25 protein-coding genes and 3 pseudogenes are annotated in these 26,832 nt (G+C 61.5%); 11 read left to right on the top strand and 17 right to left on the bottom strand.

Features of this window, described 5'->3' with window-relative positions; all coding sequences use genetic code 11:
- Nucleotides 1-133: 133 nt before the first annotated feature.
- Entirely contained in the window at nt 134-1,279 is a 1,146-nt protein-coding gene (locus tag AC0JZ8_RS11260; RefSeq protein WP_062455481.1) for an alpha-hydroxy acid oxidase, read from the top strand.
- A 15-nt stretch (nt 1,280-1,294) separates the two neighbouring features.
- On the opposite strand, the gene AC0JZ8_RS11255 is transcribed toward AC0JZ8_RS11260, so the two are convergent.
- The gene (locus AC0JZ8_RS11255; RefSeq protein ID WP_062455479.1) at nt 1,295-1,711 is read right to left on the bottom strand and encodes a response regulator; all 417 of its coding nucleotides are present in this window, start codon (nt 1,709-1,711) and stop codon (nt 1,295-1,297) included.
- A gap of 200 nt (nt 1,712-1,911) precedes the next feature.
- On the opposite strand from AC0JZ8_RS11255, the gene budC reads away from it, so the two are divergent.
- A complete protein-coding gene (budC, locus tag AC0JZ8_RS11250; RefSeq protein WP_471892516.1) occupies nt 1,912-2,673 on the top strand; it encodes a meso-2,3-butanediol dehydrogenase in 762 nt (253 codons plus the stop codon).
- A 31-nt stretch (nt 2,674-2,704) separates the two neighbouring features.
- On the opposite strand, the gene AC0JZ8_RS11245 is transcribed toward budC, so the two are convergent.
- The 10 genes and pseudogenes from AC0JZ8_RS11245 to AC0JZ8_RS11200 all read right to left on the bottom strand — a co-directional run bounded on the left by AC0JZ8_RS11245 (nt 2,705) and on the right by AC0JZ8_RS11200 (nt 9,477).
- Nucleotides 2,705-3,490: a hypothetical protein gene (locus tag AC0JZ8_RS11245; protein ID WP_471892515.1), complete on the bottom strand. Its 786-nt coding sequence runs from the start codon at nt 3,488-3,490 to the stop codon at nt 2,705-2,707.
- Nucleotides 3,491-3,610: 120 nt separating this feature from the next.
- Nucleotides 3,611-4,356: pseudogene (locus AC0JZ8_RS11240) on the bottom strand (metallophosphoesterase family protein).
- Nucleotides 4,356-4,712 (bottom strand): hydroxyisourate hydrolase, encoded by a 357-nt coding sequence (gene uraH / locus AC0JZ8_RS11235; protein WP_184653668.1) that lies wholly within the window; start codon nt 4,710-4,712, stop codon nt 4,356-4,358. The pseudogene AC0JZ8_RS11240 and the gene uraH overlap by 1 nt, the downstream one beginning before the upstream one ends.
- Complete coding sequence (locus AC0JZ8_RS11230; protein WP_471892514.1) at nt 4,709-5,215, bottom strand: ureidoglycolate lyase; 507 nt, start codon at nt 5,213-5,215, stop codon at nt 4,709-4,711. Before AC0JZ8_RS11230 ends, uraH begins: the two co-directional genes overlap by 4 nt.
- A gap of 1 nt (nt 5,216) precedes the next feature.
- On the bottom strand, nt 5,217-5,579 hold the full coding sequence (locus AC0JZ8_RS11225) for a HepT-like ribonuclease domain-containing protein (protein WP_471892513.1): 363 nt from the start codon (nt 5,577-5,579) through the stop codon (nt 5,217-5,219).
- Nucleotides 5,576-5,869: a nucleotidyltransferase family protein gene (locus AC0JZ8_RS11220; RefSeq protein ID WP_062582764.1), complete on the bottom strand. Its 294-nt coding sequence runs from the start codon at nt 5,867-5,869 to the stop codon at nt 5,576-5,578. Before AC0JZ8_RS11220 ends, AC0JZ8_RS11225 begins: the two co-directional genes overlap by 4 nt.
- Nucleotides 5,870-5,932: 63 nt before the next feature.
- Nucleotides 5,933-6,430 carry a 2-oxo-4-hydroxy-4-carboxy-5-ureidoimidazoline decarboxylase gene (uraD, locus tag AC0JZ8_RS11215; protein ID WP_113166794.1) on the bottom strand — a complete coding sequence of 166 codons (498 nt, stop codon included), beginning with the start codon at nt 6,428-6,430 and terminating at the stop codon, nt 5,933-5,935.
- Nucleotides 6,427-7,383 carry an allantoinase PuuE gene (puuE, locus tag AC0JZ8_RS11210; RefSeq protein ID WP_471892512.1) on the bottom strand — a complete coding sequence of 319 codons (957 nt, stop codon included), beginning with the start codon at nt 7,381-7,383 and terminating at the stop codon, nt 6,427-6,429. The genes uraD and puuE overlap by 4 nt, the downstream gene beginning before the upstream one ends.
- A gap of 71 nt (nt 7,384-7,454) precedes the next feature.
- Nucleotides 7,455-8,162, bottom strand: coding sequence for a DUF1045 domain-containing protein (locus AC0JZ8_RS11205; RefSeq protein WP_471892511.1), 708 nt, complete (start codon nt 8,160-8,162; stop codon nt 7,455-7,457).
- A 112-nt stretch (nt 8,163-8,274) separates the two neighbouring features.
- Nucleotides 8,275-9,477: an NAD(P)/FAD-dependent oxidoreductase gene (locus AC0JZ8_RS11200; protein WP_471892510.1), complete on the bottom strand. Its 1,203-nt coding sequence runs from the start codon at nt 9,475-9,477 to the stop codon at nt 8,275-8,277.
- Between AC0JZ8_RS11200 and mnmC2 the strand changes: the two genes are divergently transcribed.
- Nucleotides 9,476-10,216 carry a tRNA (5-methylaminomethyl-2-thiouridine)(34)-methyltransferase MnmC2 gene (mnmC2, locus tag AC0JZ8_RS11195; RefSeq protein WP_471892509.1) on the top strand — a complete coding sequence of 247 codons (741 nt, stop codon included), beginning with the start codon at nt 9,476-9,478 and terminating at the stop codon, nt 10,214-10,216. The two genes, AC0JZ8_RS11200 and mnmC2, sit on opposite strands and share 2 nt — an antisense overlap.
- A 12-nt stretch (nt 10,217-10,228) precedes the next feature.
- Here mnmC2 and AC0JZ8_RS11190 read toward each other — a convergent pair whose 3' ends face one another.
- Nucleotides 10,229-13,939, bottom strand: a complete 3,711-nt coding sequence (locus AC0JZ8_RS11190) for a response regulator (protein ID WP_471892508.1) — start codon at nt 13,937-13,939, stop codon at nt 10,229-10,231.
- A 237-nt stretch (nt 13,940-14,176) separates the two neighbouring features.
- On the opposite strand from AC0JZ8_RS11190, the gene AC0JZ8_RS11185 reads away from it, so the two are divergent.
- The 3 genes and pseudogenes from AC0JZ8_RS11185 to AC0JZ8_RS11175 all read left to right on the top strand — a co-directional run bounded on the left by AC0JZ8_RS11185 (nt 14,177) and on the right by AC0JZ8_RS11175 (nt 17,395).
- Nucleotides 14,177-14,530, top strand: a complete 354-nt coding sequence (locus AC0JZ8_RS11185; RefSeq protein WP_471892507.1) for a hypothetical protein — start codon at nt 14,177-14,179, stop codon at nt 14,528-14,530.
- 276 nt (nt 14,531-14,806) lie between these two features.
- Nucleotides 14,807-15,160, top strand: coding sequence for a hypothetical protein (locus AC0JZ8_RS11180; protein WP_062455439.1), 354 nt, complete (start codon nt 14,807-14,809; stop codon nt 15,158-15,160).
- A 422-nt stretch (nt 15,161-15,582) separates the two neighbouring features.
- Nucleotides 15,583-17,395, top strand: a pseudogene (locus tag AC0JZ8_RS11175) (DEAD/DEAH box helicase).
- 126 nt (nt 17,396-17,521) lie between these two features.
- On the opposite strand, the gene AC0JZ8_RS11170 reads toward AC0JZ8_RS11175, so the two are convergent.
- Nucleotides 17,522-18,157 carry a LysE family translocator gene (locus tag AC0JZ8_RS11170; protein WP_471892506.1) on the bottom strand — a complete coding sequence of 212 codons (636 nt, stop codon included), beginning with the start codon at nt 18,155-18,157 and terminating at the stop codon, nt 17,522-17,524.
- 121 nt (nt 18,158-18,278) lie between these two features.
- Here AC0JZ8_RS11170 and AC0JZ8_RS11165 point away from each other — a divergent pair, with 121 nt between their 5' ends.
- Nucleotides 18,279-18,995, top strand: coding sequence for a helix-turn-helix transcriptional regulator (locus tag AC0JZ8_RS11165; protein WP_471892505.1), 717 nt, complete (start codon nt 18,279-18,281; stop codon nt 18,993-18,995).
- Between the two features lie 174 nt (nt 18,996-19,169).
- On the opposite strand, the gene AC0JZ8_RS11160 is transcribed toward AC0JZ8_RS11165, so the two are convergent.
- Nucleotides 19,170-19,472, bottom strand: a complete 303-nt coding sequence (locus tag AC0JZ8_RS11160; protein WP_471892504.1) for a putative quinol monooxygenase — start codon at nt 19,470-19,472, stop codon at nt 19,170-19,172.
- A 72-nt stretch (nt 19,473-19,544) separates the two neighbouring features.
- Nucleotides 19,545-20,561, bottom strand: coding sequence for an NADP-dependent oxidoreductase (locus AC0JZ8_RS11155; protein WP_471892503.1), 1,017 nt, complete (start codon nt 20,559-20,561; stop codon nt 19,545-19,547).
- Nucleotides 20,562-20,652: 91 nt separating this feature from the next.
- Between AC0JZ8_RS11155 and AC0JZ8_RS11150 the strand changes: the two genes are divergently transcribed.
- Entirely contained in the window at nt 20,653-21,555 is a 903-nt protein-coding gene (locus AC0JZ8_RS11150) for a LysR family transcriptional regulator (RefSeq protein ID WP_184653697.1), read from the top strand.
- 527 nt (nt 21,556-22,082) lie between these two features.
- On the opposite strand, the gene AC0JZ8_RS11145 is transcribed toward AC0JZ8_RS11150, so the two are convergent.
- Nucleotides 22,083-22,265: a hypothetical protein gene (locus AC0JZ8_RS11145; RefSeq protein WP_062455427.1), complete on the bottom strand. Its 183-nt coding sequence runs from the start codon at nt 22,263-22,265 to the stop codon at nt 22,083-22,085.
- A 56-nt stretch (nt 22,266-22,321) separates the two neighbouring features.
- The gene (locus AC0JZ8_RS11140; protein WP_471892502.1) at nt 22,322-23,203 is read right to left on the bottom strand and encodes a DMT family transporter; all 882 of its coding nucleotides are present in this window, start codon (nt 23,201-23,203) and stop codon (nt 22,322-22,324) included.
- A 370-nt stretch (nt 23,204-23,573) separates the two neighbouring features.
- On the opposite strand from AC0JZ8_RS11140, the gene AC0JZ8_RS11135 reads away from it, so the two are divergent.
- The 3 genes and pseudogenes from AC0JZ8_RS11135 to AC0JZ8_RS11125 form a co-directional block, all read left to right on the top strand.
- The gene (locus AC0JZ8_RS11135) at nt 23,574-24,983 is read left to right on the top strand and encodes a circularly permuted type 2 ATP-grasp protein (protein WP_062582734.1); all 1,410 of its coding nucleotides are present in this window, start codon (nt 23,574-23,576) and stop codon (nt 24,981-24,983) included.
- 11 nt (nt 24,984-24,994) lie between these two features.
- Entirely contained in the window at nt 24,995-25,936 is a 942-nt protein-coding gene (locus AC0JZ8_RS11130; RefSeq protein ID WP_062455418.1) for an alpha-E domain-containing protein, read from the top strand.
- A 36-nt stretch (nt 25,937-25,972) separates the two neighbouring features.
- Nucleotides 25,973-26,797, top strand: a pseudogene (locus tag AC0JZ8_RS11125) (transglutaminase family protein); the annotation flags it as partial.
- Between the last annotated feature and the right edge of the window lie 35 nt (nt 26,798-26,832).

Raw genomic sequence — 26,832 nt, 5'->3', positions numbered from 1 at the left:
CCGCCCGTTTTCCGTTGCGGCGCGGCACCTGCGGTGCGGTTGAGAAAACTGCTCCCCCAAACCGACGTTTCCGCTGGCAAGGTCGCCCGGATATGGTAGTTGTCGGACAACCATCGAGGAGGAAGTTTTGCGCATGTCCAAGCCGCTGACCATTGCCGATCTGAAGACCATGGCTCGCCGTCGTGTGCCCAAAATGTTCTTCGATTATGCCGATAGCGGCGCCTGGACCGAAGGCACATACCGTGCCAACGAGGATGACTTTTCCAAGATCAAGCTGCGCCAGCGGGTGCTGGTCGACATGACCAACCGGTCGCTGGCAACGACGATGGTGGGACAGGCAGCGGCGATGCCCGTGGCGCTCGCACCGACCGGAATGACCGGCATGCAGCACGCCGATGGCGAAATGCTGGCAGCGCAGGCGGCCGAAGAATTCGGCGTTCCCTTCACGCTGTCGACGATGAGCATCTGCTCGATCGAGGATGTGCGCTCGGTCACCACCAAGCCGTTCTGGTTCCAGCTCTACGTGCTCAAGGACCGCGGCTTTATCGAACGGCTGATCGGCCGCGCCAAGCAGGCCGGCTGCTCGGCGCTGGTCGTGACCGCCGATCTGCAGATCCTCGGCCAGCGCCACAAGGACATCAGAAACGGCCTGTCGGCGCCGCCGAAGTGGACGCTCAACAGCGCGCTGCAACTGGCGACCAGGCCGCAATGGTGCCTGGAAATGCTGCGCACCAAGCGTCGCGGCTTCGGCAATATCGTGGGCCATGCCAGCAACGTCTCAGACCTGTCGTCGCTCGGTGCCTGGACCGCCGAACAGTTCGACCCGCGCCTCTCCTGGGACGATATCCGCTGGATCAAGGACCTGTGGGGCGGCAAGCTGATCATCAAGGGCATTCTCGACGAGGAAGACGCGCGGGCCGCAGCCGACACCGGCGCCGATGCGATCATCGTTTCCAACCACGGCGGCCGCCAGCTGGATGGCGCCCCCTCCTCGATCAGCATGCTGCCGAAGATCGTCGACGCCGTCGGCGACCGCATCGAGGTGCATTTCGACGGCGGGATCCGCTCCGGTCAGGATGTGCTGAAAGCCGTGGCGCTCGGAGCCAAGGGCACCTATATCGGCCGCCCCTTCCTCTACGGCCTCGGCGCGATGGGCAAGCCGGGCGTCACCGCAGCACTCGAAATCATCCGCAAGGAAATGGACATCTCGATGGCCTTGTGCGGAAAGCGCGATATCGAAACCTGCGGCCGCGACATCATCGCCGACGTAAGGTTCTGATTTCTTCTTCTGAGCCTAGGCCCACAGTCTGCCGCAGGGCCATGCCTGGGACGACCGCGTGGAGGCCTGGGCGATCCGTGCCGCGAGCATGTCGAGCATTTTCGGCAGGTCATAGGGTTTGGGAATGAACGCGCAGCCGGGTTGAAGCTCGGCTTCGCACAGGACATGACCGCCTGACGTGACGATGACGGCGGTATCCCGGTAGCAGCTGCAGATCAGCTTCATCAGGTCGAAACCGTCGAGGGCGCCGGGCATGTCGATATCGGTAATGACCGCGTCAACGGTTCGGGACTGCCCAAGGACGGCCACCGCCTCGAGCACGTTCGATGCCTCGAGAACCGTATAGCCGGCATCCTCCAAAGTGTCTGCCAGATGCAGCCGGATTAGGGGCTCATCTTCTACGACAAGCACGGTACGCTGATACAAAGCCATGTTCGCCTCCGATGTAGTTCGCTCCCTCAACGCCTGCCATCTGATTTCGATGTGTCCCGTCCGTCAGTCTTTGCTAACAATATTAATAAAATGCGAACAATCGCATATTCGCCGCGTCTGCCGGTGGAACCACGCCGCGTTCCTGCCCGTTCGCAGCCTTGGAGGATGGCCCTAACAGCATCGCTTACAAGGAGAATTTCATGCAGCGCTTCAGCGAAAAAGTCGTCATCGTCACGGGCGCGGGATCGGGCATCGGCAAGGCGACCGCAGAACGGTTTCTGGATGAGGGCGCCTTCGTCGTGATCGCCGGCCGCACCCCCGAAAAGCTTGAGGCGGTTGCAGCGCCCTACCCCAAGGACCGCGTTCTCGTGCAGGCCTGCGACATGGCGGACGAGGACCAGGTGAACGCTCTGGTCGAGGCCGCGGTCAAGACGTTCGGTCGCGTGGACACTCTCGTCAACAATGCAGGCGTGGCGGTGCAGGGCGATGTGTCATCGCTGTCGACCAGCGACTGGCGCAAGGTGATGGCGACCGATCTGGACGGCGTGTTCTTCGCAAGCCGCGCGGCAATCCCGCATCTGAAGACGACCAGGGGCTCGATCGTCAACGTCGCGTCTGTCTCCGGCACCGGTGGCGACTGGGGCATGGCGGCCTACAATGCCGCCAAGGGTGGTGTCGTCAATCTCACCCGGGCGATGGCGCTGGATCACGGCAAGGACGGCATTCGCGTCAACGCGGTCTGCCCGAGCCTGACGCGTTCCGGCATGACCGATAGCATCATGGACAATCAGGAACGGCTGGCCCAGTTCAACGCGCGCTTTGCGCTGGAAGGTCCCTGCGAGCCGGCCGATATCGCCGCCGTGATCGCGTTTCTGGCGAGCGACGATGCGCGCTTCGTGACGGGCGTCAACCTGCCGGTCGATGGTGGAATCTCTGCCTCCAACGGCCAGCCTTCGAAGTAAGGCGGAGGCCACGGCGAAAGGCGGCTGAGGCTCAGGAGCACCAGCCGGATTTGCCGGCGCCCGGGCGTTTCGCCAATCCCTCGTTGACGAGGATATCGGCGAGCGAGCGGCCGTTGCGGGTGACTTCGCGCAACTGGTGACCATCGACCGCCGCATCGTTGCCGCGCCAGCTCATCAGGTCGAACGGACCGGAATCGAGGAACGCGCGGACCCGCAGCTTGGCATCGCTTGCCTTGATCCGCTCGGCCTCGCACCGGGGCTTTGCGATATTGGGGACTTCGACGCCGACCAGCCGGATCTTCTGACCATGGAGGACGAAGCGGTCGGCGGACACGACGCAGTCGTCCTGCTTGGCGGTGCCGCAGAGAAAGAACTTCGCCTCATAGGCGCCGGCAAGCTTCTCGCCCACTCTCGGCGCCCCCGGCTGAGCCGCCGACTGTGCGGCAACCGCGTCTAGGCCCGGCTTGCCGATCGGCGCCGGCGGAATGATCGCGGCCGTCTGGCTCTGGTCAAGCGCAGCGGCCGGCCGCGGCGTGATCGGGCGCTGCAAAGGTGCAGCAGCAACGACCGGTTTCGGCGGTACCGGATTGTCATCGCGCTGCACCGGCTTCGAGGCCGTCTGAACGGGCTTTGAAGAGGTGAGACTGCTCACAAAGCGGCGCGCGGCAGTCGAATGATCGTAGAGCGCGATCGAGCCGCCGACCACGACAAGGGCTGCCCCCCAGAGCCAGAGCGAACCGCCCGAACGCGAGGAAGAGCGTTTGGTCCCGGCGCTGCGCTTTCGTTTCGCAGCCGGTTTTGCGCGTGATTGAGCCATCGAATCATCCCCTGTCTCGTCGCAGGGGAGTATCTGGAAGAAGCCTTGCGGAATGGTTTCCGTTTGAATTTTAGCGGTGGATAGAGAATTGAAGGGGCATGGGCGCGGCCCGTCCGCCCCTCACACCCTGCCGGTCGCCAATGCGCTTGCCCAGTCGGGACGGTCGTTCTTCGCGGCGAGCCGCGACATTGCCATGTGGTCGTAGGCAACGGTGCGAAATGTGGGCGTCCAGCCTTTGTCGGTCTTTTCGATCACCGCGTAGGACGCCAGAGCATGGCCTGTTTCGACCTTGTGAAAGACGGGGGCATCGTCGTCATAGGCGGGCTGGCCGACGCTGCCGGGATTGACGATCAGCCGGCCATCGGAAAGTTGGACGACAAGGGCGACATGGCTGTGACCGCAGAGGATCAGCGATTGCGCGATGCCTTCGGCCAGTGCCTCGATCTCGGCTTGCGGCCGCAGCGTCACATGGCCGTCCGCAGACACAGTTTCGAGCCAGTAGAGATTGTCATTGGTAGGCGTCGCGTGGCAGAGGTAAACATCGTCGCGCCAGACCATGCTGAACGGCAGCTTGCGCAGCCATTGAAATGCCGCGGTGCCAGCTGCCTGTGCGCGTGCCGATCAGAGGCCGCCAAGGCGTCTGGCGGCGTTTCCAGAAGGTAGCGATCGTGGTTGCCGCGCACGGTCTGCGCTGCGGCCTCATCGAGAAGCAGCAGCAGGTCACCGGTCCTGTCGGCCTCCAGCGGGCCGCTGAAACAATCGCCGAGATTGACGATTTCGCGGATGCCGAGGTCTGCGATATCGTCGAGCACCGCCTGCAGTGCGGCGCAGTTTCCGTGGATATCGGCGATCGCGGCAAAGCGCATCAGCTTCCCCTGTAGGTGGAATAGCCATAGGGCGAGATCAGCAGCGGCACGTGGTAATGCGCCGAGACATCGGACATGCCGAAGCGGATCGGGATGACGTCGAGAAAGGCCGGCTCGGTGAGCGCGACGCCGCGGGAACGCAGGTAGTCGCCCGCATGGAAGACAAGCTCGAAGATGCCGATGACGGAGGTTTCGCCGGAGAGGATCGGTCCGCCATCAATGCGGCCATCGGCATTGGTCGTGACCGTCAGGAGTTGTTCGCGGTGGTCGCCGTCGATGCGGTAGAGGTCGATGACGAGCCCCTCGGCGGGCCTGCCGCTCGCGGTATCGAGCACATGGGTGGTGAGGCCGGTCATAGGCTGGGCTCCGTGATGCGATAGGGTTTGTCGAAGAAGAATTCCTCGAGGTTGGCAGCCGTGTTGTCGCGATCGACGACGAGAAAATCGCTGATCTCACCCAGCGCCATCAGCGGATGATGCCAGGTATTGGCGAAATAGTTCACGCCCTGATGCGGCTGCGCCAGAAAGACTTTCGGACGCCCCGGCCGGCCGTCCTCATCGTCGGAAACGCCCACCAGAAACGGCCGCCCTGAGAGTGGCATGAAACTCTGGCTGCCGAACGGATGCCGCTCCATCATCCCGACCTCGTGCGGAAAACTCCGCGGCTGGCCGCGAAAAATGTTGAAGATCAGCCGCTCGGCCGGCCCGACCACAACTGGTGAGGCAAGCCCGTGATAGCGCTCCGTCGTGCCGTTGTTGATCAGCCGCATCGTCGCCGGATCAGCCTCGATCACGTCGCCATAGGCTGCGAAGGCGGCTTTGGTGAGGGGGAGGATGTGGAGGGTGAAGGGGTCAGTCAAATCATTCGCCTTGGGCACGGAAGTTGCGCAGAGAGTGGAGTTGGTCGAGAAGGTCGGGAATGGATGTCTGCACCGTATCCCAGAGGGTTTCGACATTGATGCTGCGATAGCCGTGCGCGATGCGGTTTCTCATTCCGCGGATCTTGATCCACGGGATATCCGGATGGTCGGCCACGAATTCGGGAAACTCCTTGGCAAGCTGCATGGAGGCTTCGCCGATCATCAGCAGGTTCATCCCGATGGCCCGCTGCGCGAGAATATTGCCGGCGAAATCCTCATAGGTCATGCCCGCGACGAAGGTTCGGATCTCCTGCCCGACCTCAAGCATTTCATCGATATAGGTCTGGAGCCGCTCGATGCTCATACCGGCTTTGCTTCCCGCAAAATCCGTTCACGCAGGCGCTCGGGAAGATCGCCCGGTGTGAGAAGGTCGACATCGGTGCCCGACATCATTTCCTTCAGCTCTTCCAGCAGCCCGCCGAGATCAAACAGCGTGGTGCCCGGCAGTGCATCGACGAGAATATCGATATCGCTATCCGGACGGTCCTCACCCCGAGCCACCGAACCGAAGACGCGCGGGTTCGCCGCATTGAAGCGTTTCGTCGCTTCACGGATAGCCACACGGTTTTTCTCCAGCACTTCCGACGGTCTCATGTGGGCGATAACTCCTGTTGCGGTCACTATAGGCGAAGGACAGGCAAGGGAAAAGCAAACGCCTCACGTCTCCGGCAAAAGCGCCAGCAACCGCAGATGCGCGATCCTTTCCACCTGGGCGCAGGCGGTCTTGAACTCCTGGTCCGCGTCGTTGCCGACGCGGGTCTCGAAGGCGGCGAGGATGTCGTCCCGTGTCAGGCCCTTGACGGCGATGATGAAGGGGAAGCCGAATTTTGCGACATAGGCGGCGTTGAGTTCGGTGAAGCGTGCGTGCTCATCTGGGCTCAGACGATCGAGACCGGCGCCGGCCTGTTCGCTTTTGCTCTCTTCAGTCAATCCGCCGGCGATGGCGAGCTTGCCGGCAAGGTCCGGATGGGCGTTGAGGATGCCGAGCTTCTCCTGCGGGTCCGCGGCGCGAAAAACCGCCACCATCGCCTCATGCACGCCCTTGGCGGTCAGCGGCACGAAGATCATGCCGCCGTCATAGGCGCGCTCGGCGATAAAGGGCGAATGTTCGAACACACCACCGAAGGTCGCGACGAAATCGTTGCGGGCGGTCATCGTGCAGCCACCGTGCTTGGGGCCGACACATCTGAGGGCTTGTGATGGGCATGCCAGTGGCGGGCGATCTCGATGCGTTGCGGCAGCCAGACCTTGTCGTGGGAGAGCACGTATTCCATGAACCGGCGCAGCGCCGCCACGCGGCCTGGGCGCCCGACGAGGCGGCAATGCAGGCCGACCGACAGCATCTTTGCCGCCCCCTCCTCGCCTTCCCGGTAAAGTGTGTCGAACGCATCCTTTAGATAGGTGAAGAACTGATCGCCGGTGTTGAAACCCTGCGGCGTGGCAAAGCGCATGTCGTTGGTTTCCAGCGTATAGGGGATGATCAGGAACGGCTTGCCATCCAACCCGGGAACCCAATAGGGCAGATCGTCGGCGTAGCTGTCGGACGAATAGAGGAAACCGCCCTCTTCCATGACGAGCTTCAGCGTGTTGTCGGATGGCTTGCCCTGGTACATGCCGTAAGGACGCTCGCCGGTAAGCTCCGTATGCAGGCGCACCGCCTCAATAATGTGTTCGCGTTCCCGTGCTTCGTCGAAATCCTTGTATTCGAGCCAGCGGTAACCGTGGCTGGCGATCTCCCAGCCGGCTTCCTTCATGGCTGAGACAGCTTCGGGATTGCGGGCCATGGCAAGCGTCACGCCGTAGACGGTGGTCTGGACCTTGAGTTCGGTAAACAGCCGGTGCAGCCGCCAGAAACCGGCGCGCGAACCGTATTCGTAGATCGATTCCATGTTGAGATTGCGCTGGCCCGGCCAGGCGGCGGCGCCGACGATTTCGGACAGCAGGTTTTCCGACGCCGGATCATCGTCCAAGATCGAGCTTTCGCCGCCCTCTTCGTAGTTGATCACGAACTGCACGGCGATATTGGCGCCGTTGGGCCATTTCGGATCGGGCGTGTGGCGGCCATAGCCGACGAGATCGCGGGGGTAGTCTTTTATGGTTATGGGCATGGTCCACCTCGATTATCTCTTGTGGAAGGTAGCCCAGCCTTTCCGCCGATGTCGAGACGGAACGTGATCGCTCAGGCGATCTTGCGGGCGGAAACGCGCCCCATCGGATGCAGAGAATGGACATGGAACGGCGCACCGGGCTCATTTTCGACGAACAGCGCGATGTTGGCGATTTCCAAGGGACGCAGCAGATACGGATTGAAATGGGCGCGCAAGGCCGTTTCGAAACGCGGCATTTCGGCCGGTGTCATCGGGCCCGTCAACGTCATGTGAAAGCGGTATTCCTCCATCACGTGAGGGTTGCCCCAGCGGTGGAGGTTGGAAAACTGCGGCGCTGAAAGATCGCCGGGATCGGCGCGTTCCAGCTCGCCTTCCGAAAGCGGCGCCCGGAACACGTCGAATTCCTGCACGACGGCGCAGGCGAGAAACCGCATCCGCTCGCAAGGCACAGCCGGAACGAGCCCGAAATAATTGCCGAGACGCGCCACTTCGAGAAGCGGCAGTTCGAAAGGATCATGCGATCCCGCAAAGTGCATCAGATGGCGCAGCAGCATCTGTTCGGTAATATCAGGAGCGAGCCGGAACGGCGCCTTGAGCGTGGCGTGAAAACCGCAGCGGCGCGGCAGCGCGGTATGATAGGCGATCTCGTGCAAACCAAGGTTGCAGATCTCGGGCGGCTCCATCGCCTCGCCGGAATAGGCACTGCGGCCTAGCCATTGCGCCGCGGCAAGCGTCAGCGGATCATGCGCAGGTGGCGTAAAATAGAGTGCGTAGCGCATGCGTCACCTTTTCTGCCCCTGTTCGTTTATTCACGCATGCTCATCAACCCCACGAATTGGGTTACGCGATTTGCGTGACAGATTAACGACGAGAAAGGGCCGAAACGCGCGTTTAACGCGTAGCAACCGAAAGATGATCCGAAAGTATAAAACTCTCGGGAAGCGAGTGCTCTTGACCGATGACGAAACCGAGCGCAGCATCTGCAAGCCTGTGGGCAAGCCCGAAGCTGACCTTGAAGGCGCCGGTGAGAGCAATGACGCGCGGATGGTCGGGATGCGGACCGACCATCGGCTCCCGACCGATCGCCTTTGGCCGTAGCCCGGCCCAGCGCTCCACCACTTCCGCACCGGAAAGTGCCGGCACGAGCGCGCGGGCGCGGACCAGGAGATCGTCGAGCTTGGCATCGGTGGCAAACGGCGCGTCGAATTCCTCCTCGCTGGTGCTGCCGACCGCCACGTGGCCATCGTCATGGGCGATCACATAGAGCCCGTTGAGAAACAGGATCGGCAGCGACGGATCGATATCGGCCTTCAACAGCGCCGCCTGCCCCTTCACCGGCTGTCCCAGCGGAACCGAGATGGATGGAGACAGGGGACCAAGCAGCGGAAACGACTGCGGGCCGGCCGCAATCATGCAATGGCCAAAACCGATCGAGCGTCCATCGGCAAATTCGACGCGGTTTGCCACCGGGTCGATCCGCTCCGCCGGCAGTCCTTCGATCAGGCTCACATGCCGGGCGTTGCCAAGGAAGGCGGCGAGCGCAGCCATCAGATGACGGGGGGAAACGCGGGCGGCAAACGTGTCGTGCACGATGCCGGCTTCGGTAAAGGCCGGGTCCGGCCATCCGTCGAAAGGCGACGCATCGAGCACATGCCAGTGGAACGGATCGCCGTCGTGCCGCCAGTTGACCTCCGCCTCCTGCTGATGGCGTAGGGCGATGGGTCTGAGATGCGGCTTCGGCAGCGGGATCAGCCGACCGGAGCGGCGATAACCGCAGGACAGCCCGGCCTCGGCTTCGAGCCTCGCCACTTCGTCTTCGAGGGCGACGAGTGCGTCGAATTGCGCCTGTTTCTTGTCGTTCCAGCGGTCGGGCACATGCGACATCAGCGCGCCCAGAATGCCGCCGCTGGCACCCTGCCCCAACCGTCCGGCTTCGACCAAAAGGGTTCGGATGCCGAGCCGTTCCGCCTTGACCGCGGCCCAGAGGCCCATGATGCCGCCGCCGATGATCAGGAGATCGACATGATCGCCGGGGAGATGCGGCATCGCTGGCGATTGACCCCGGGGACCTCGAGGATTATCCGCATCTTCCATGAGCAATCACGATCCCGAAATTGTAAAAGACGACGCCACGCCTGAAGCCCCGGCGCTCGACTGGCATGACGGCGATATGCCGTATTCGACGGAATTTGGCGACCACTTTTATTGCCGCACCGATGGCCGGCTGGAATGCGGCCATGTGTTTCTGGCCGGAAACGGCCTGCCGGAGCGCTGGACCGAGATGTCGCCAGCTGGAGACACGTTCCGGATCGGCGAACTCGGTTTCGGCACCGGCCTCAACGCCTGCGAGACCTGGCGCCAGTGGGCGCTTTTCCGCAAACCCGGCACGCGGCTGCATTTCACATCGTTCGAGCTCTATCCAATGCAGCGCGACGAGATCGGGCGGGCACTGGCGCGGTGGCCGGAAATCGATGCGCAACGGCAGGCACTGACGCAAGCATGGCCGAATGAGCCGAGCGGCCGGATCATCATCGACCTCGACGATCAGACGACGCTGACGGTTGTCTGCGGCCCGGCGCTCGACGGCGTCACGGCTGCGGGAGACAAGTTCGACGCGTGGTTCCTCGATGGCTTTGCGCCGTCGCGCAATCCGGACATGTGGTCGCCGGAGCTGATGCAAGCGCTTTTTGACCGAACCCGCACCGGCGGCACGTTCGGAACCTATGCGGCAGCAGGCTTCGTCCGCCGCAATCTGGCGGCCGCGGGTTTCACTGTGGAACGCAAGCCTGGTTTTGCCGGCAAGCGCGAGATGTTGAGCGGACGCCGGGACTGAGGCTCCAAGGCCTCAGTTGCCGTCCAGCGCCGAAACAACGACGGCGCCGTCCAGCCAGTGGCGGATCTTGTTCTCCAGCGCTTCGGGACTGATCGGCTTCGACAGATAATCGTCCATGCCAACCTGGAAGCAGAGTTCGCGGTCGCTTTCCAGCGCATGGGCGGTGACGCCGATGATCGGGACATGCGTGCCGGTCGAGTTTTCGAGTTCGCGGATCTTGCGGGTTGCCTGGTGACCGTTCATCACCGGCATCGACACGTCCATGATGATCACCGCCGGATCATACTTCTGCCAGGCCTCGACCGCTTCCGCCCCGTTCTTGACGATCTGGAACAGCCAGCCGGTCATCTGGAGGATCTGGGTGAAGACGATCTGGTTGACCTCGTTGTCCTCAGCGACGAGAACATCGAGCGTTGGTTTGATCACAGGAGCGACGGTGTTTTCCTGCGCCACCGGTTCTGCAGGCTTTGAGCCAGCTGTGTCGACGGCTGGAGTAGACGACGCAATGAGCGGCACCGCCTGCCCGGATGCGCGGCGCCGGGTGCGGATGACGCGGACGACGTCGATGATCGTGCTGCGCAAAAGGGCTGCGCGGGCGGGCTTCATCAGATGCGCCTGAACATTGAGCTCGGCAAACATCGTCTCGTCGTTTGCCATGTCCATCGACGTCAGGAAGACGATGCCGGTGAAATCGAAGCGCCTGTCGCGCCGGATCGCCTTGGCGCAGTCGAACCCGTTCATCTCCGGCATGTGATAATCCAGCACGACCACATCGATGACGATGCCGAGCCTGGTTGCTTCGTGGAGGAAGGCAAGACCCTCCGCCCCGTTTTCAGCGGCAACGGTCTCGAAGCCCCACATGCTCAGCTGCTCGGTGAGGATGCGGCGGTTCACAGCGTTGTCGTCGATCACGAGCACCCGGGCACCGCTGGTGCTGACCGGCAGCGTCACTTCCATCTTGCGTTCGGCAACCACGGCAAACGGCAGGTTGACGGTAAAGACCGAACCGCGGCCAAGCTCGCTCTCGACCTCGACGGAACCGCCGAACAGCTCGACCAGACCGGACGTAATCGCAAGACCAAGCCCGGTGCCTTCATGACGGCGGGTGGACGACGTATCCACCTGGCTGAACTTTTCAAACACCGACCGAAGCTTTTCTTCGGGAATGCCAAGGCCGGTATCCTCGATGCGGATCGACAGCATCAGCTGGTCACCATCGATCGGCCGCGACTTCAAGTCGATGAAGACATGGCCCTTTTCGGTAAATTTGACGGCATTGCCGACCAGATTGGTAACGATCTGGCGGAAACGGCCGGCATCGCCGAGGACCGTTTCGCGCACCGAAACCTCGCCCCGGACGATCAGTTCGATATCCTTGTCGGCAGCGGCCGACGACAGAAGCGTCGCCACGTCCTCGATTGCCTCGACAGGATCGAACGGCGCCTTGCGCAGCTTCATCTGGCCGGCATCGATCTTGGAAAAATCGAGAATGTCGTTGATGATCGTCAAAAGCGCATTGCCGGATTTGACGATGATGTCGACGAAGGTCTTCTGGCGGGTATCGAGGCTGGACTTGGCGAGCAGTTCGGCCATGCCGAGCACGCCGTTCATCGGCGTGCGGATCTCGTGGCTCATGTTGGCGAGGAATTCCGACTTCGCCCGGTCGGCCGCTTCCGCCCGGTTGAGCAGGCGCGTCAGGTCCGCCTCGCGTTCCTTGCTCTCGGTGACGTCCGTGAAGACCGCAAGCCAGTGGTCGTCCCCGGTCGGACGGGCCTCGAGCTGGATCCAGCGGCGGTCCTCGACGCGGAACGAGGTAAATACCGGCTCTCCAGAGGCAACGCTTGCTTCCCATTCGCGCAACGCCGCGGTCGAGGTGCGCGCATCGCCAAGATCGCCGCGTTTTGCGCAATAGCCAAAGACGTTGCGCCAGCTTTTGCCGATCGACAGCATGTCGGCCGGCATCTCCAGCATGGCGGCAAGCGCATCGTTTGAAAAGATAATCGCGCCGTCATGCAGGATGAGCAGCCCTTGAGACATTGCGCTGGTTGCGTCGCGCATCAGCGCGCCGTGTTTCTGCAGCGCTTCCTGCGCTTGCCGGATGTCCGCATCGCGTTGGCGCATCGCGGTGATATCGGTATGGCTGATGAGGATCTTGCCATCGGTCAGCTGCGTGCCCGAAATCAGCAGGTAATGGCCGCCATGCGTGCGGATCTCGATCGGCGGATGATCGTTGCTGGCTGTCAGTGCGGCGATGCGGGCATTGTAGATCGCATCGAAATCCAGGTCCGAGCCGGCATAGATACCGTTGTCGTAATTGACCTTCATGAAATCCCGGTAGGAACGGCCGGCCAGATCGAAGCGCTTGTCCGTATCCCAGGATGTATAGAAGGCGGGGTTGGCGTATTCGAAAACCAGATCCGCATCGAGAATACCGATGCCGACCGGCTGGGCCGACAGGATCGTCTGCAGATCCTGGCTGACCTTTTCCGCCTTTTGCTGCGCTTCCTTGATCAGCGACACGTCCGTGCGCGAGCAGACCAGATAGCGGCTGCCCTCGTCGACCTCGATCGAGCGCAGGCGTGTAAGAACCGGAATGACCGAACCGTCCGGGAAGGTCATATCCTCCGACTTGTCGATCGCCTCGCCGTCCAGCACGCGGGCGTTTTCGTTCCAGAACCGCTCCGCCGCCCAGGGAAACATCTGGGCTTCCGTCTTGCCGAGATAGTTTTCCCGTTCGCTGCCCAGCATTTGCTCGTAGGCATGGTTGGCATAGGTCAGCTCGTGCTTTTCGTTGCGAACGAATACGGGGGCCGGCAGGTCTTCCAGGATGGCGCGGAAAAGCCCGGTTTCCGCCACCTGGCTGCGCAGCAACATCTCCTGGTCCTTGAAGTCAGTGACGTCGTGGCGGATGGCGATCAGCAGGCCGTTTTCCAGCCGTTTGTTGAGACTGCGCATCCAGCGCCCATCCGGCAGCTTGTCGATCCGCTCGTGATAGGGAACGAGGAAGGCACGCAGACGCTGTTCCACCCACTTCTCGCGCGGCGCAAGCGTTACGGACGCATTGCCGCTTGCCGCACGTTCCCGCTGATCATAGGCGCGGTGGATGATGTCCTCCAGCGCTATGCCCGGCTTGATGACGATGCCACAGGCATCGAAATGGTCGACAAGCTGCGAATTGCAGTAAACGAGCACATTGTCGCGGTCGTAGATGCCGATGCCCATTTCGAGCATGTCGATCGCGTCGTCGAGAAGACCGTTCTCAAACAGCGAAAACGGCTTCGCTGCTGTCTCGAGCGGCGCGGGGACGCCATTACCCGTTGGGCGCGATGCAGCGCCGACCGGCAGGAAATGGCCGAAGACGTAGGATTGATCGTCTTCCGTCAGAAACCGTTCGATATGGATCTCGTGGGAAAAGATCCCGTCGGCGTTGAACGCCAGCGCCTTTTCTTCGGCACCGAACACCAGGGCGCGGCATTCCTTTTCCTTGCGCTCGTCCTTTTCGCCATCGCTGCCGAGGCTGCGGCTTGTCTGGCCGACGAGCTCCTCCGGGCGAGCGCCGACCATGGCCGCATAGGCGGGGTTGACGGCGACATATGCGAGCCGGCAGTTCTTGATATAGGCGGGTTCGGGGAGATCCACGATGCGGGCGCAGGCCCGCTCCAGAAACTTGCTTTCCAGGCGTTCGCTCTTCGTGTGCACCCTGCCCCGCTCACTCCCGCGCATGCGGGATCCCACCATTTTTCGGAAACCGACCCGATAACACCATAGCGAGTATTAACAACACGTTGCCCGGAACACAGGGTTGTTTAATATTTGCGTTTTCGCAAGTTCGAATGGAGTGCGGCCGGGGGCGTTTCACGCATCGAGGATCAACGCAATGACACTAAATCGGCAGCATCAGGCAACCTTGGACGCCGACGCCGGTTAACCCTGACGTGAAGCGAACAAAGGAAATTTTCGATGATGAAACTTGTGACGATTGCCACGCTGACGCTTGGCCTTGCAACATCGGCATTCGCTCAAGGTGCATCCGGTGGATCCGCAGGTTCCGGCGCGTCTGGCGCAGGCGCTGCATCCGGAACGAGCAGCGGCACAACCGGCCAGACGCCGTCCAACACGCCGTCCAACACACCGTCCAAAACGCCGTCCAATAGCGCCAACGATGGGACGACCACGGGCAGCACGGACTCCAAGAGCATGACGACCGGAAACGGCACGAGCAAAGGCGGCTGCGACACGACCGGTGTCGGTGGCGCACCTTCGGCAACCAGCGGTTCGACCGACGGTTCCGGCACCACGACGAACAACTGCTGATCAGCTCCAGCGCCGGGTTTAGACCCGGCGCTTTTTCTTGCCCGCCAAAACCGCCAGACAGCTCGAGCCACAATTCCTCCCGAAAATTGCCGGGTTTTCGCCGCAATTCAATCTCCGGGCAGACCCTGGGTTGCCGACACCTTTCGAAAAGCAATTTTTCCACGGTGGAGTCTGAATAGGCGTTCAGACTACGGCGATAAAACTTCCATCAATCCGCCGTGATTGAGAGCGACGCTTTGATCGTACCTCGAAACACCACGGGGAAAGGAACCAGGCATGTCGATCATGAAGAAGACCATTACTGCTGGCATTGCGGCTCTCTCAGTCGCCGGCGCACTTGCTGCGACGGCACCGGCAGCGCAGGCCCGCGATCACTACCGTCACCACGGCGACGATGTGCTGCTGGGTGCGGCAGCAGGGATTGCCGGCGGCCTGATCGGCGGCGCGATCGTGTCCGGATCACAGCGTCCGGTCTATGTGGAGCCGCAATACGAATATGCTCCGCCGCCACCGCCGCCGGTCGTCTATCGTCGCGCCTATTATGCCGCACCGCCACCACCACCGCGGTGCCACCACGAATGGGTGGAAAACGAGTATGGCGAAGCCTACCGCGCACGGGTCTGCTACTAGAGCGTCCAGGCGTCCATCAAGAGTTGCGATACGGCGGTGCGATGCACCGCCGTTTTTCGTTTTGTGCCGCCACTCTGCGCGACCATTACCTTGGGGATCGCCGTCCGTGTGGCCGCCGCTCGGAGGGCTGACGACGCGAGAAAATCCCCTGTGACGTGAGTGCCTACCGGGTCGCAGCTAGCGGACAGCCTGCGTCGTTTTGCAGAAGAACCTTGACTTTCGACGGCAAATCAACCAAATGCATGCCAGCTTTCACCTTCCGGCAGCCGCGTGAGCTGCCCCGCGTCCATACTGACAGCGCGAAGAAGGAACAAGGCGCACAGATAGATCGCCCTCGGGATGAGGGTTCAAGCGCTGGAAAGTAATTTCCAACACACAAGTTCCCAAATCACGCGGGGTTCTTGACGCCACAAGCAGCCCGGATGGCATGGTGCCATTTCGGAGCGTCCGCTTTTGGCGCCCCGAAAGGTATTCGACTTGACGAATTTTGAATCTCTTGGCGTGTCCAAGCAGATCGTCGCCACGCTCACCGAGCTTGGTTTTGAAACCCCGACGCCGATCCAGGCCCAGGCAATTCCGCTTCTCCTCGAAGGCCGCGACCTGATCGGCCTTGCGCAGACCGGCACCGGCAAGACCGCAGCTTTCGGCCTGCCGCTGATCGAGCGCCTGATGGCCGACGCGACCCGCCCCGACAACCGTACCACCCGAGCGCTGATCCTTGCGCCGACCCGCGAACTGGTCAACCAGATCGCCGCCAACCTGAAGACCTTCATCAAGGGCCGCCCGCTCAAGATCAATCTCGTCGTCGGCGGCGTGTCGATCAACAAGCAGCAGCTGCAGCTAGAAAAGGGCACCGACATCCTGGTCGCCACCCCTGGCCGCCTGCTCGACCTGATCTCGCGCCGCGCGATCGGCCTGACGACGGTTCGCTTCCTCGTGCTCGACGAAGCCGACCAGATGCTCGACCTTGGCTTTGTGCATGACCTGCGCAAGATTTCGAAAATGGTGCCGAAGAAGCGCCAGACCATGCTGTTTTCGGCCACCATGCCGAAGGCGATCGCCGATCTGGCCGCCGACTTCCTGACCGACCCGGTCAAGGTGGAAGTGACGCCTGCAGGCAAGGCTGCCGACAAGGTGGACCAGTTCGTCCACTTCGTTGCCGGCAAGGGTGACAAGACCGACCTTCTTCGCAAGTCGCTGATGGACAACCCGGATGGCCGTTCGATCGTCTTCATGCGCACCAAGCACACCGCTGAAAAGCTGATGAAGCACTTTGAAAACATCGGTTTCTCGGTTGCCTCGATCCACGGCAACAAGAGCCAGGGCCAGCGCGAACGGGCACTCAAGGGTTTCCGTGATGGCGAGATCAAGACGCTGATTGCGACCGACGTCGCGGCCCGCGGCATCGATATCCCGGCCGTCAGCCACGTCTACAACTACGATCTGCCTGATGTCGCGGAAGCCTATATTCACCGCATCGGCCGCACGGCCCGTGCCGGCCGCGAAGGCATCGCGATCGCTTTTTGCGCACCGGACGAAACGATGCTGCTGCGCGACATCGAAAAGCTGATGAACATCGAGATCAAGACGCTGACCGGCGAGCGCCCTGAGACGATGAACCGTCCGGTTCGCGCCAACGGCAACAACAACCGTGGCGGCGCCAATGCCCGCGGCGGCAACAAGGGCGGCCGTGGCGGCCAGCCACGCGGCAATGGCGGCGGCGGCGAAGGCCGCGGTGCCGGTGCTGCCGGCGAAGCCCGTGGCCCGCGCCGCGAACGTCCGGCCCGCAAGCCGTTCTTCGCTGGTGACGGTGCAGAAGCGCCAAGAAGCCAGGCTCCCCGTTCACAGGCTGCACGGCCGGCAGCGGCAAGCGTAGCGCCCGACAACGATCTGTCCTCGACTTCGGATTTCCGTCCGGTCAAGAAGCAGTTCGGCAACCCGGGCGCAAAGACTGGCGGTCGTCCCGACAACCGTGGCTCAGCCAAGCCAGCCGGTTCCGGCAACCGCGACCATGCAAGCCACGGCGCGCATGAAGCCGGCAGCCAGCGCAAGGCCCATCAGGGCAATGCGGCCGCCGCATCCGGCGAAGCCAAGCCAAACCGGCACACGCCGGCCGCAGCCCCCAAGGGCGACGGTCGCGGCCCGGTCCGCTTCGGCAACGACAACCGCGGCCAGGCCCCCATCGACCAGCGCACCGCCGGCCATCAGGGCCGCAAGCGCACCACACGCGCTTAACGCGAGAAGCAGTTGAGAGAGTTCAGACGGCTGGGAGAAATCCTGGCCGTTTTTGTGTGGGTTATTGGGGGGTGAGGCCGCTTTCACCCCGGCACTCAGGATTTCTGCGACAACCGGATCGCTCGATCACAGTTCATTCCATCCGCGCAGAAACATGTATGCGGCAATCGCAACCAGCACCAAACCAGCCACCCTTCCTGTCCAGATCGTCAAAGCGGGTTTGGAGACAATGGCATCGCGTCCTCTCGCGGCGGCCAGAGCCAGTCCACCGTAAACGGCAAGCTGAACGAGCACGGTCATCAAACCCATCGCAAGTGTCTGGGGCCAGAGCGGCCCGAAAGCAGGCTTCAGGAACTGTGGATAGACGGCGAGAATGAACAGCCATGCCTTCGGATTGAGGAGGCAAGTGACGACGGCCTGAATGAAGACCCGCCCGGAAGATCGAGCCGCACCGCTATCAACGGACCCGATCACGATGGAACTGCGGGCAAGACTGACTCCGATCCAGATCATATAGGCCGACCCGAGTATGAGCATGGGGCCGGAAACAGCCGGGATCAACCTGGTAAGCCCGGCAACGGCGAAAGCGCCGAACAAGGTGTGGCAGGCTCCACCGGCCATCATCCCGAAAGTCGCTGCGAGCCCGGCGCGTCTTCCACCCGCAAGAGTGTTCGCAAGGACAAACACCATGTCCATGCCCGGAACGGCGATAATGCCCGTCAGCAGAAGGAAGAAAAGCCAGAGATTTTCGACGCAGGTCATGTCAGTTGCCGCCCGTTCCATTCGACTGACGGTCTCGATACCGCCTGTTTTTCAGCTTGTTGGGCGTGCTATACAGGGGTTCAACTGACAGGGGTGTGTCAGCTGTGATGAGGTAATCAGCATGCGCAAAGCTTCCAGGCTCTTCGAGATCATCCAGATTCTGAGACTGGCAAAGACGCCTGTCACGGCGGCGAAGATGGCAGCCCGACTGGAAGTCAACATGCGCTCGATCTACCGGGACATCGCCGGCCTTCAGGCTATGCGGGTGCCGATCGAAGGCGAGCGCGGGATCGGCTATATTCTCCGACCCGGCTTTGATCTTCCGCCACTGATGTTTACGGCTGAGGAGACCGAGGCTGTCGTTCTCGGCATGGCGCTGATCGAGCGTACAGGCGACACTGACCTCAAAAAGGCATCCGAACGGGTCGTCGCTAAAATCGCAGCTGCCGTGCCCGCGCCGTTGCGCGAAGCACTGACATCGCGTGCCCTTCACGCATGGGGCGCAAGCACTCCAGCTCCGGAAGGCATCGATTTCGGGATTGTCCGTCGTGCGATCCGCGACGAGGAAAAGCTGTTGCTCGACTACCGTGACCAGCAGAACAATCCAACGCGTCGCATCGTCTGGCCACTTGCGTTGATCTACTATCTGGACAATGCCGTCATCGTCGGATGGTGCGAGCTGAGACAGGCAATTCGGAATTTCCGGATTGACCGCGTGGAGAGCTGCAGTTTGACGGGAAACCACTTCCCCAAAGAGGGAGATCGGCTGCGCAGCGTCTGGATTTCCGGCTGGCAGATCGATCGGAGAGACCCAGCATATCCGGCGCCCCAATTGTGAACCAACGCCGCGTGTCGGGAAACTCACGATGAAAGCGACATTTATGTTTCTGCTTTTTGCGACGTGGCAGACTAGGGAGTTCTACGATCGTCCGCAGTGTCGCGTGTAGGGGCAGAACTGCCGAGGTCGGCTGTTGGCCCAATGCGGACGCAGACCTCCAACCCAGTAGCAGCATCAGCAATCCATGATGTCGCGTTCGTTCAATGCGTCGTATTTCTTGAGTTCGCCTCGCATCTTACCGATCCAGCGGCTGACGAACGCGATCGTGTCGGCTGCCTGCAAATGAGCGCTAAGCGCGGCCTGATCGACCCAACGTTCCGATATCAGCAATCGACCTGACTGTGGATCGTCCACGGCAGCATCATACGTGATGCTTCCCGGACGCTTTCGTGTTGTGGATGCCAGCGAATTCAGTTCCGTCATGCATTGCGCCAGATCGGTTGGATCGACGTGCATGTAGCCGGTGATAATCAGCATGGGGATAGCTCCTCCATCAGCGCCCCGACCATCTGTTCCGCGGCGGCCTGGGCTTGACTGGTCAAGTGGTGATCAGACGGCGACCAGAACGATCTTGCCCTGGATGCTCCCTTCGGCAGCACGACGATGCGCTGCCGATGCCTCCGCCAGCGGATAGGTGCTGTCGATCACCACCCGTATGGAGCCGTCCTCAAGCAGACGGCCGGCCTCTGCCAGTTGCGCGCCGTTCGAGCGCACCTGCGTCGTCGAGACGGTGATCTTTCGCCGCGCGGCTTCGTCATAACCTGAAAAGCCCAGCGGGTTGACGAGAAACAGGGCGCCAGTCGGCTTAATGCTGGGGAGAAAGCGTTCCATATTCGCGCCGCCGACGGCATCGAGCACCAGATCAACATTCTTCGCCACTCGTTCGGCAGCCGTCTTCGTGTGGTCGATGAAAATATCGACACCAAGATCATTGAGAAGCGCCTCGTGCTTGCCGGAAGCAACGGCAACCACCCTCGCCCCTTGCCATTTCGCGATCTGGACTGCGAGATGGCCGACGCCGCCGCCGGCGCCGTTTACCAGCACGGTCTTGCCGTCGAGCAGAGCCGGTGCATGCGGGAAGGTCTGGAAAGGGTTCGGCGCATCGTGTCCCAGATCGACCAAAAATTGCCAGGCGGTCAGAAGCGACATCGGCGCGCCGGCGGCCTGGACGTGGTCGATCCCGACGGGCTTCAGCGCCAGGTCCGATGCGGGAACACGAACATATTCGGCATAGGCGCTGCTTCCCGTCATGAGGTCATGCGGGAACCGGACCATCGCATGGACCTCGTCGCCGACCTTGAACTGCGACACGTCTTCGCCGACGACCGCAACCGTGCCGGAAACGTCCGTACCAAGGATCAGCGGAAAGCTTGGATTGGGCTGCCATTCCGGCGGGAGAGCTCGGTAACCGTCGCGCAGATAGAGATCCGGCGGGTTGAGGCTCGTGGCATGGACGCGAACAAGCACGTCGACAGCCGAGATTTCCGGTCGGGGCGCATCCTCGTAGAGGAGGACATCTGGTCCACCGAACTCGTGCAATCGCACGGCTTTCATCATGTCAGTCATCATGGCCTCGCTTGGATAGTCGTTTCGATGACTGAAGATACGATCAACTCCTTCGATTGATAATCACCAGATAATTCGCTTTAGTAGTGCCATGAAGGAACAAATGGGAATTGATAGGCTGACGGGGCTGATTGCATTCGCTCGCGCCGGCTCGCTCGGAAGCTACACTGCCGCCGCCCGCTCCTTGTCCATCTCACCGTCGGCGGTCAGCAAAAGCATTCAGCGGCTGGAAAAGCAGCTCGGCGTTTCGCTTTTTGCGCGCACGACACGTTCCCTGACGCTGACGCCCGAAGGGCGCGATCTGCATGAGCGTGCGCTCAGGCTGCTGCACGACGCAGAAGAGATCGAGCAGGCGGCGAAAGCAGCGCGCACTGAGCCCGCCGGCACATTACGGATCGCGGCCTCTTTGCCAATCGGCCTGCACGTCATAGCGCCGGTGCTTCCTCAGTTTCGCAGGCTCCATCCGAAGGTTAACATAGACCTGCGTTTGAGCGATCACATGGTTGATCTTATCGAAGGCGGCTTCGATGTCGCGGTCCGCATTGGCGATCTGGCAGACTCGCGCCTGCTTTCACGCCGCCTCCTGCCGCATCGGCTATGTTGCTATGCCTCGCCCGAATATCTGGCCGGGCGCGGTCCGCCGACCCACCCGGACCAATTGGCAGAGCATGAGACTGTCAGCCTGCGCTACCAGAGTAGCGGCCAGCTATTCCGCTGGCCTTTCCGCGTTGGGGACAGGGAGATCGAGATCGTGCCGTCCTCGGGCATTATCGTGGACGCGAGCGAAGCCGTGCTTGCGACGATCGCAGCGGGTAGCGGCATCGGAATGGCAACCAGTTTCATGGCAAGCGCTTGGGTGAGGCGTGGAGCCCTTGTGCCGGTTCTGGCCGATTATGCGGTAGACCGGCACAATATCACGGCGCTGTGGCCCGAGAGCCGACGGTCGAACCCCGCCGTCCGCGCCTTCCTCAACACCCTGGCAGCGTTGTCGTAAAATTGGCAGTGAATGACCGCAGTTGGGCCGGAGCGGTCATAGCTCCGCTATGTAATTTTACCTTTTTCCTTCACTCAATTGATGCAGCAAAGTCGCTATCTTCGGCTGCGGGAGATTGACGAACATGAAGGATAAATTGCAGACGTGGTGCGTCATAATAGGCGTAGGTCTGTCGGGACCGATTTTCTTGGGCCTCGCAATAACGTGCCTCTTTATTGGTGAAATACCAGGTAGAAGAGGGCCTCTCGTAAGAGCCGTGGACAACCCCGTCATCTTCTACGCTGCCGCTATCGCATTCGTTATCATCGCCGCCAAGTTCACGCAGCTCACTTGCTATTCAGCACACTTTTTCTACAGCCAAGCAAAGCGGCGTGGAAGCTTATGAATGACTGCAAATGGCGCGACGCTGCCGAAGCGCATTCGTCCGCTAGCGGCTCAAAGCCACATAGTCTCACTGCCCATACTTTCCAGAAATCGGACCGCTTGTACGAGGGCCAGCTTCGTACGCTCACCGTGCGGACATCCCGCTACTTCTTCTTCTCTTGATCCCTATGCCACTTGATGGCGAAGAACATGCCTGTGCCGAGCACGATGATCTTGAGCGGGAAGAAGACGATCGGGAACCAATCCCACATGTCGGTGATATCCAGGCTTTTGAGTGCATTCACGAGCGTGGCGGAGCAGTACATGAGAACGGCTGCGTACAACATCCGCCATGTTGACGCAGAGGAGGTCGGAGCGAGAGAGGTTCAGCCTCAAATGGCCCTCACCCCGCCCTCGCCTTGCGGTTCACCAGATACACGCCGAGAACCACGATCGCGGTGCCGGTGACCATGGGGAGGGTCACGGGTTCGCCAAAGAGGATTGCTGCTTCGACGGCAACGACGGGCGGCACAAGATAGATCAGCGAGGCTGCGCGTGAAACCTGTCCGCGGCGGATGAGGTAGAGGAGCAGTGCGACGGCACCGAGCGAGATGCCGATGACGGACCAGGCCATGGCGGCGAGTGCCTGGGTGGTCCAGTCGAAGCGCATGGGCTCGATCAGATAGGCGACCGGCAGCGTCACGATGAACGCTCCGACATATTGCAGCGTGCCGATGGCAACGAGGTTGCCCTGCTGCAGGTAGCGCTTCTGGTAGATCGTGCCGTAGGTGACCGACCCCATCGCCATGAGATTGAGGAGAAGCGGCAGGCCAAGCCCGGTCATGCCGGCCGACAGGCTTCTAAAAAGCTGCGGCGAGATGGCGATGAAGATACCGGCAAAGCCGAGCGCGAGGCCGAGCTTCTGCCGGCGGCTGAGCGTTTCGCTAAGCAGGAACGGCGCGACCGCCGCCGTCATCAGCGGCTGCAGCCCGGCAATGATGCCCGACAACCCCGAGGGCACGCCGTGCCCGATCGCATACCAGACGCCGGCGAGATAAAGCCCGTGCAGAAAAATGCCTGAAAGCACCGCATGGCCGATCTCGCGTCCGGTCTTCGGCCACGTGACCCGCAGGGAAAGCCCGAGACAAAGGAAGACGACGGCCGCCAGTGCATGCCGGGCGGCCAGAAAGGTGACGGGGTCCGCATGGGCGGACGCATATTTGGCGACGATCCACCCGGTCGACCACAGGAAAACAAAAACGGCCGGAGCCAGGCGGTCGAGCATCGGAATGTTCCGGAGAGTGGCTTTGACAAGGCCGGTGGACGGGAAATGATCCGGCGTCTGATTAGGCTGTGGCGGCGACGCGGTCAAAGTAGAAATACTCACCGTTCCCATCAGCGCATCTGACGGTGTGCGACTAAGATCCGGTCTCCGGTGTGATCAGCGATGAGGCAGTTGCTGCTTTGACGAGCGGTCTTTCTACGACCGAAGATGAGCCGTCGCTAATTCCATCGGCAGTTGCCCTTTTTGATCGTCGTTCAGGCCCTATCTCACCGCATCAGGACGGGTCGTATATTTGTCATACGCAACTGAGCATGGTTCTTGCATTGCCAATGCCGTTGTATTCTTATGACCAAAAATGGGGAACATACCTTTGGCATTTGATGAAATGTTAACCGCGGACGACCAGCCGCGTCTGCCCTATAAGACCTACCACGATTGGTATGCCAGCCAGGATACGGCGCATCTGATCCGCAAGACGCAGGATGCCGAAAACATCTTCCGCAAGACCGGCATCACCTTCGCGGTCTATGGTCATGCCGACAGTTCCGAAAAACTCATCCCCTTCGACATCATTCCCCGCATCATTGCCGCCCGCGAATGGCGCAAGCTCGCGCAAGGCATCGAGCAGCGCGTCGTGGCGCTCAATGCCTTTCTCGACGACATCTACCACAAGCAGGAAATCATCAAGGCCGGCCGCATTCCGCGCGAGCTGATCGAGAAGAACGTGGCCTTCCTGCCCGAAATGATCGGCTTCAAGCCGCCGGGCGGCGTCTATACGCACATTGTCGGCACCGATATCGTGCGCACCGGCGAGGACCAGTTCTACGTGCTGGAGGATAATGCCCGAACCCCGTCCGGCGTCTCCTACATGCTGGAGAACCGCGAAACGATGATGCAGATGTTCCCCGAGCTGTTCACCCTGAACAAGGTGCAGCGCGTGGAGGATTATCCGCGCCAGCTGCGCCAGTCGCTGGCCTCGCTCGCACCCCCCGGCTGCAAGGGACGGCCGCGTGTCGCGGTGCTGACCCCCGGCATCTACAATTCCGCCTATTACGAGCACTCGTTCCTGGCCGACCAGATGGGCGTCGAACTGGTCGAGGGATCGGACCTTCGTGTCATCGATGGCAAGGTGAAGATGCGCACGACGCGCGGCTATGAGGCGATCGACGTGCTCTACCGCCGCGTCGACGACGATTACCTCGATCCGCTGACATTCCGGCCGGATTCGGCGCTTGGCGTTCCTGGCATCATGGACGTCTACCGCTCCGGTAACATCACCATCGCCAATGCGCCGGGCACCGGCATCTGCGACGACAAGGCGATCTATTCCTACATGCCTGAGATCGTCGAGTTCTATACCGGCCGCAAGGCGCTTCTGGAAAACGTGCCGACCTGGCGCTGCTCGGAAGCCGACAGCCTCAAATACGTGCTCGAGCATCTCGAGGAACTGGTAGTCAAGGAAGTGCATGGATCGGGCGGCTACGGCATGCTGGTCGGCCCGACCGCGACGAAAGCCGAGCGCGCCGAGTTTGCCGCAAAGCTGAAGGCGCGACCAACCAACTACATCGCCCAGCCGACGCTGGCTCTGTCCACCGTGCCGATCTTCGTCAACAAGGGCGTTGCCCCCCGCCACGTCGATCTGCGCCCTTATGTCCTCGTGTCCGACAAGGTGAAGATCATTCCCGGCGGATTGACACGCGTGGCCCTGAAACAGGGTTCACTGGTGGTCAATTCCAGCCAGGGCGGCGGCACCAAGGACACATGGGTACTGGAAGATTGAGGGCGTAAAACATGCTGGGAAGAACTGCAAACGGCCTCTACTGGATGTTCCGCTACATCGAGCGTGCCGAAAACATCGCCCGACTCGTCGATGCCGGCCTGCGCGTCTCGCTGACGCGGGCCGGATCCTCCGACGAGGACTGGCACGGCGTTCTGGAAAGTGCGGGCGTGCGCGATGCCTATAAGCAGGTGCATGCCAAGCTGACGGCAGCCGACGCGGTGGATTATCTCCTGCGCGACACGGCCAATTCGTCGAGCGTCCTGTCCTGTATCGAATCGGGCCGCAACAATGCCCGCATGGTGAGAACCGCCCTGACGCGCGAGACCTGGGAGGCCACCAACGAGGCCTGGCTCGATCTCAAGGCACGGCTTGCGCGCAACCTCAAGGCCACCGAACTGCCGGAACTGATCGACGTCATCAAGCACCGCTGCGCCCTCATCCGCGGTGCCTTTCACGGCTCCATGCTGCGCAACGATCTCTACAATTTCTCGCGCATCGGCACCTTTATCGAACGCGCCGACAACACGAGCCGCATTCTCGACGTGAAATATTACGTGCTTCTGCCCTCCGTCAGCCAGGTCGGCGGCGCACTCGACAATTTCCAGTGGGAATCGATCCTGCGCTCGGTTTCCGCACACCGCTCCTATGGCTGGGTCTATGACGGCGACTATCAGGCCGGCAATATCGCCGACTTCCTGATCCTGAAAGTTCAGATGCCGCGCTCGCTTGCCTATTGCTACGAAAAGATCGTCAGCAATCTCGGCTACCTGCAGCGGGAATACGCAGAGCGGCACACGGCCCACGACACGGCCGACGCGATCCGCGCGACGCTGACGCGGGGATCGATCACCGAGATCATGGATCACGGCCTGCATGAGTTTCTCGAGGAATTCGTATCGCGCAACAACCAGTTGAGCGCCGAGATTTCGCAAGGCTATCGCTTTTACCAGTAGGACGGGCCGAGTGGCGTCCCTTGAGGATTTGAAACAATGCGCCTGAAGATTTCCCATACGACGGAATATACCTATGACGAACCGCTGCCCTATTCGCTGCAGCGACTTCGCCTGACGCCGACCGCAGGATCCACCCAGAAGATCATCAACTGGACGGTGAGCGTGGATGGCGCCACGGTCGAGGCGGGCTATGCCGACCAGTACGGCAACCGCGTCGAACTGGTGTCGTCGGAAGGCGGCGAGAACACGATCCGCATCGTCGCCTCAGGCGAGGTGGAAACCGTGGACAAGGCCGGCGTTTTCGGCACCCATCAGGGCTTCTGCCCGCTCTGGCTGTTTCTCCGCGAAACCCCGCGCACGGCAGCCGGCCCGCTGGTAAAGGCGCTGGCAGAAGGCCTGACCGGCGACAGCGAGCTTGCCCGCATGCATGCGCTGATGGAAACGATCCACGAGACCGTGGCCTATACGCCGGGCACCACGACGACAGAAACCACCGCCGAAGAGGCGCTTGCCGCAAAGACCGGCGTCTGCCAGGACCACACCCACATCTTCCTGGCCGCCGCGCGGCTGCGCGATATCCCTGCCCGCTATGTTTCCGGTTATCTTCTGATGGAGGGCACGACCGAACAGGTGGCGACGCATGCCTGGGCGGAGGCGCATATTCCGGGCCTCGGTTGGGTCGGCTTCGATGCGGCCAACGACGTCTGCCCGGACGAGCGCTATGTGCGGCTCGCCACCGGCCTCGACTACCGCGACGCAGCCCCGATCTCAGGCATGCGCATCGGCCGGGTCTCCGAGACGTTCGGCGAAAACCTCAAGGTGTCGCTGACGGTGGAGGATGAGGGCCAGACTCAAGCTCAAGGCTCACAGACCCAGGGTTCGCAAAGCCAGAGCGG

It is taken from the genome of Velazquezella soli (assembly GCF_977018685.1).
This window is presented reverse-complemented; position numbering and strand designations above follow the sequence as displayed.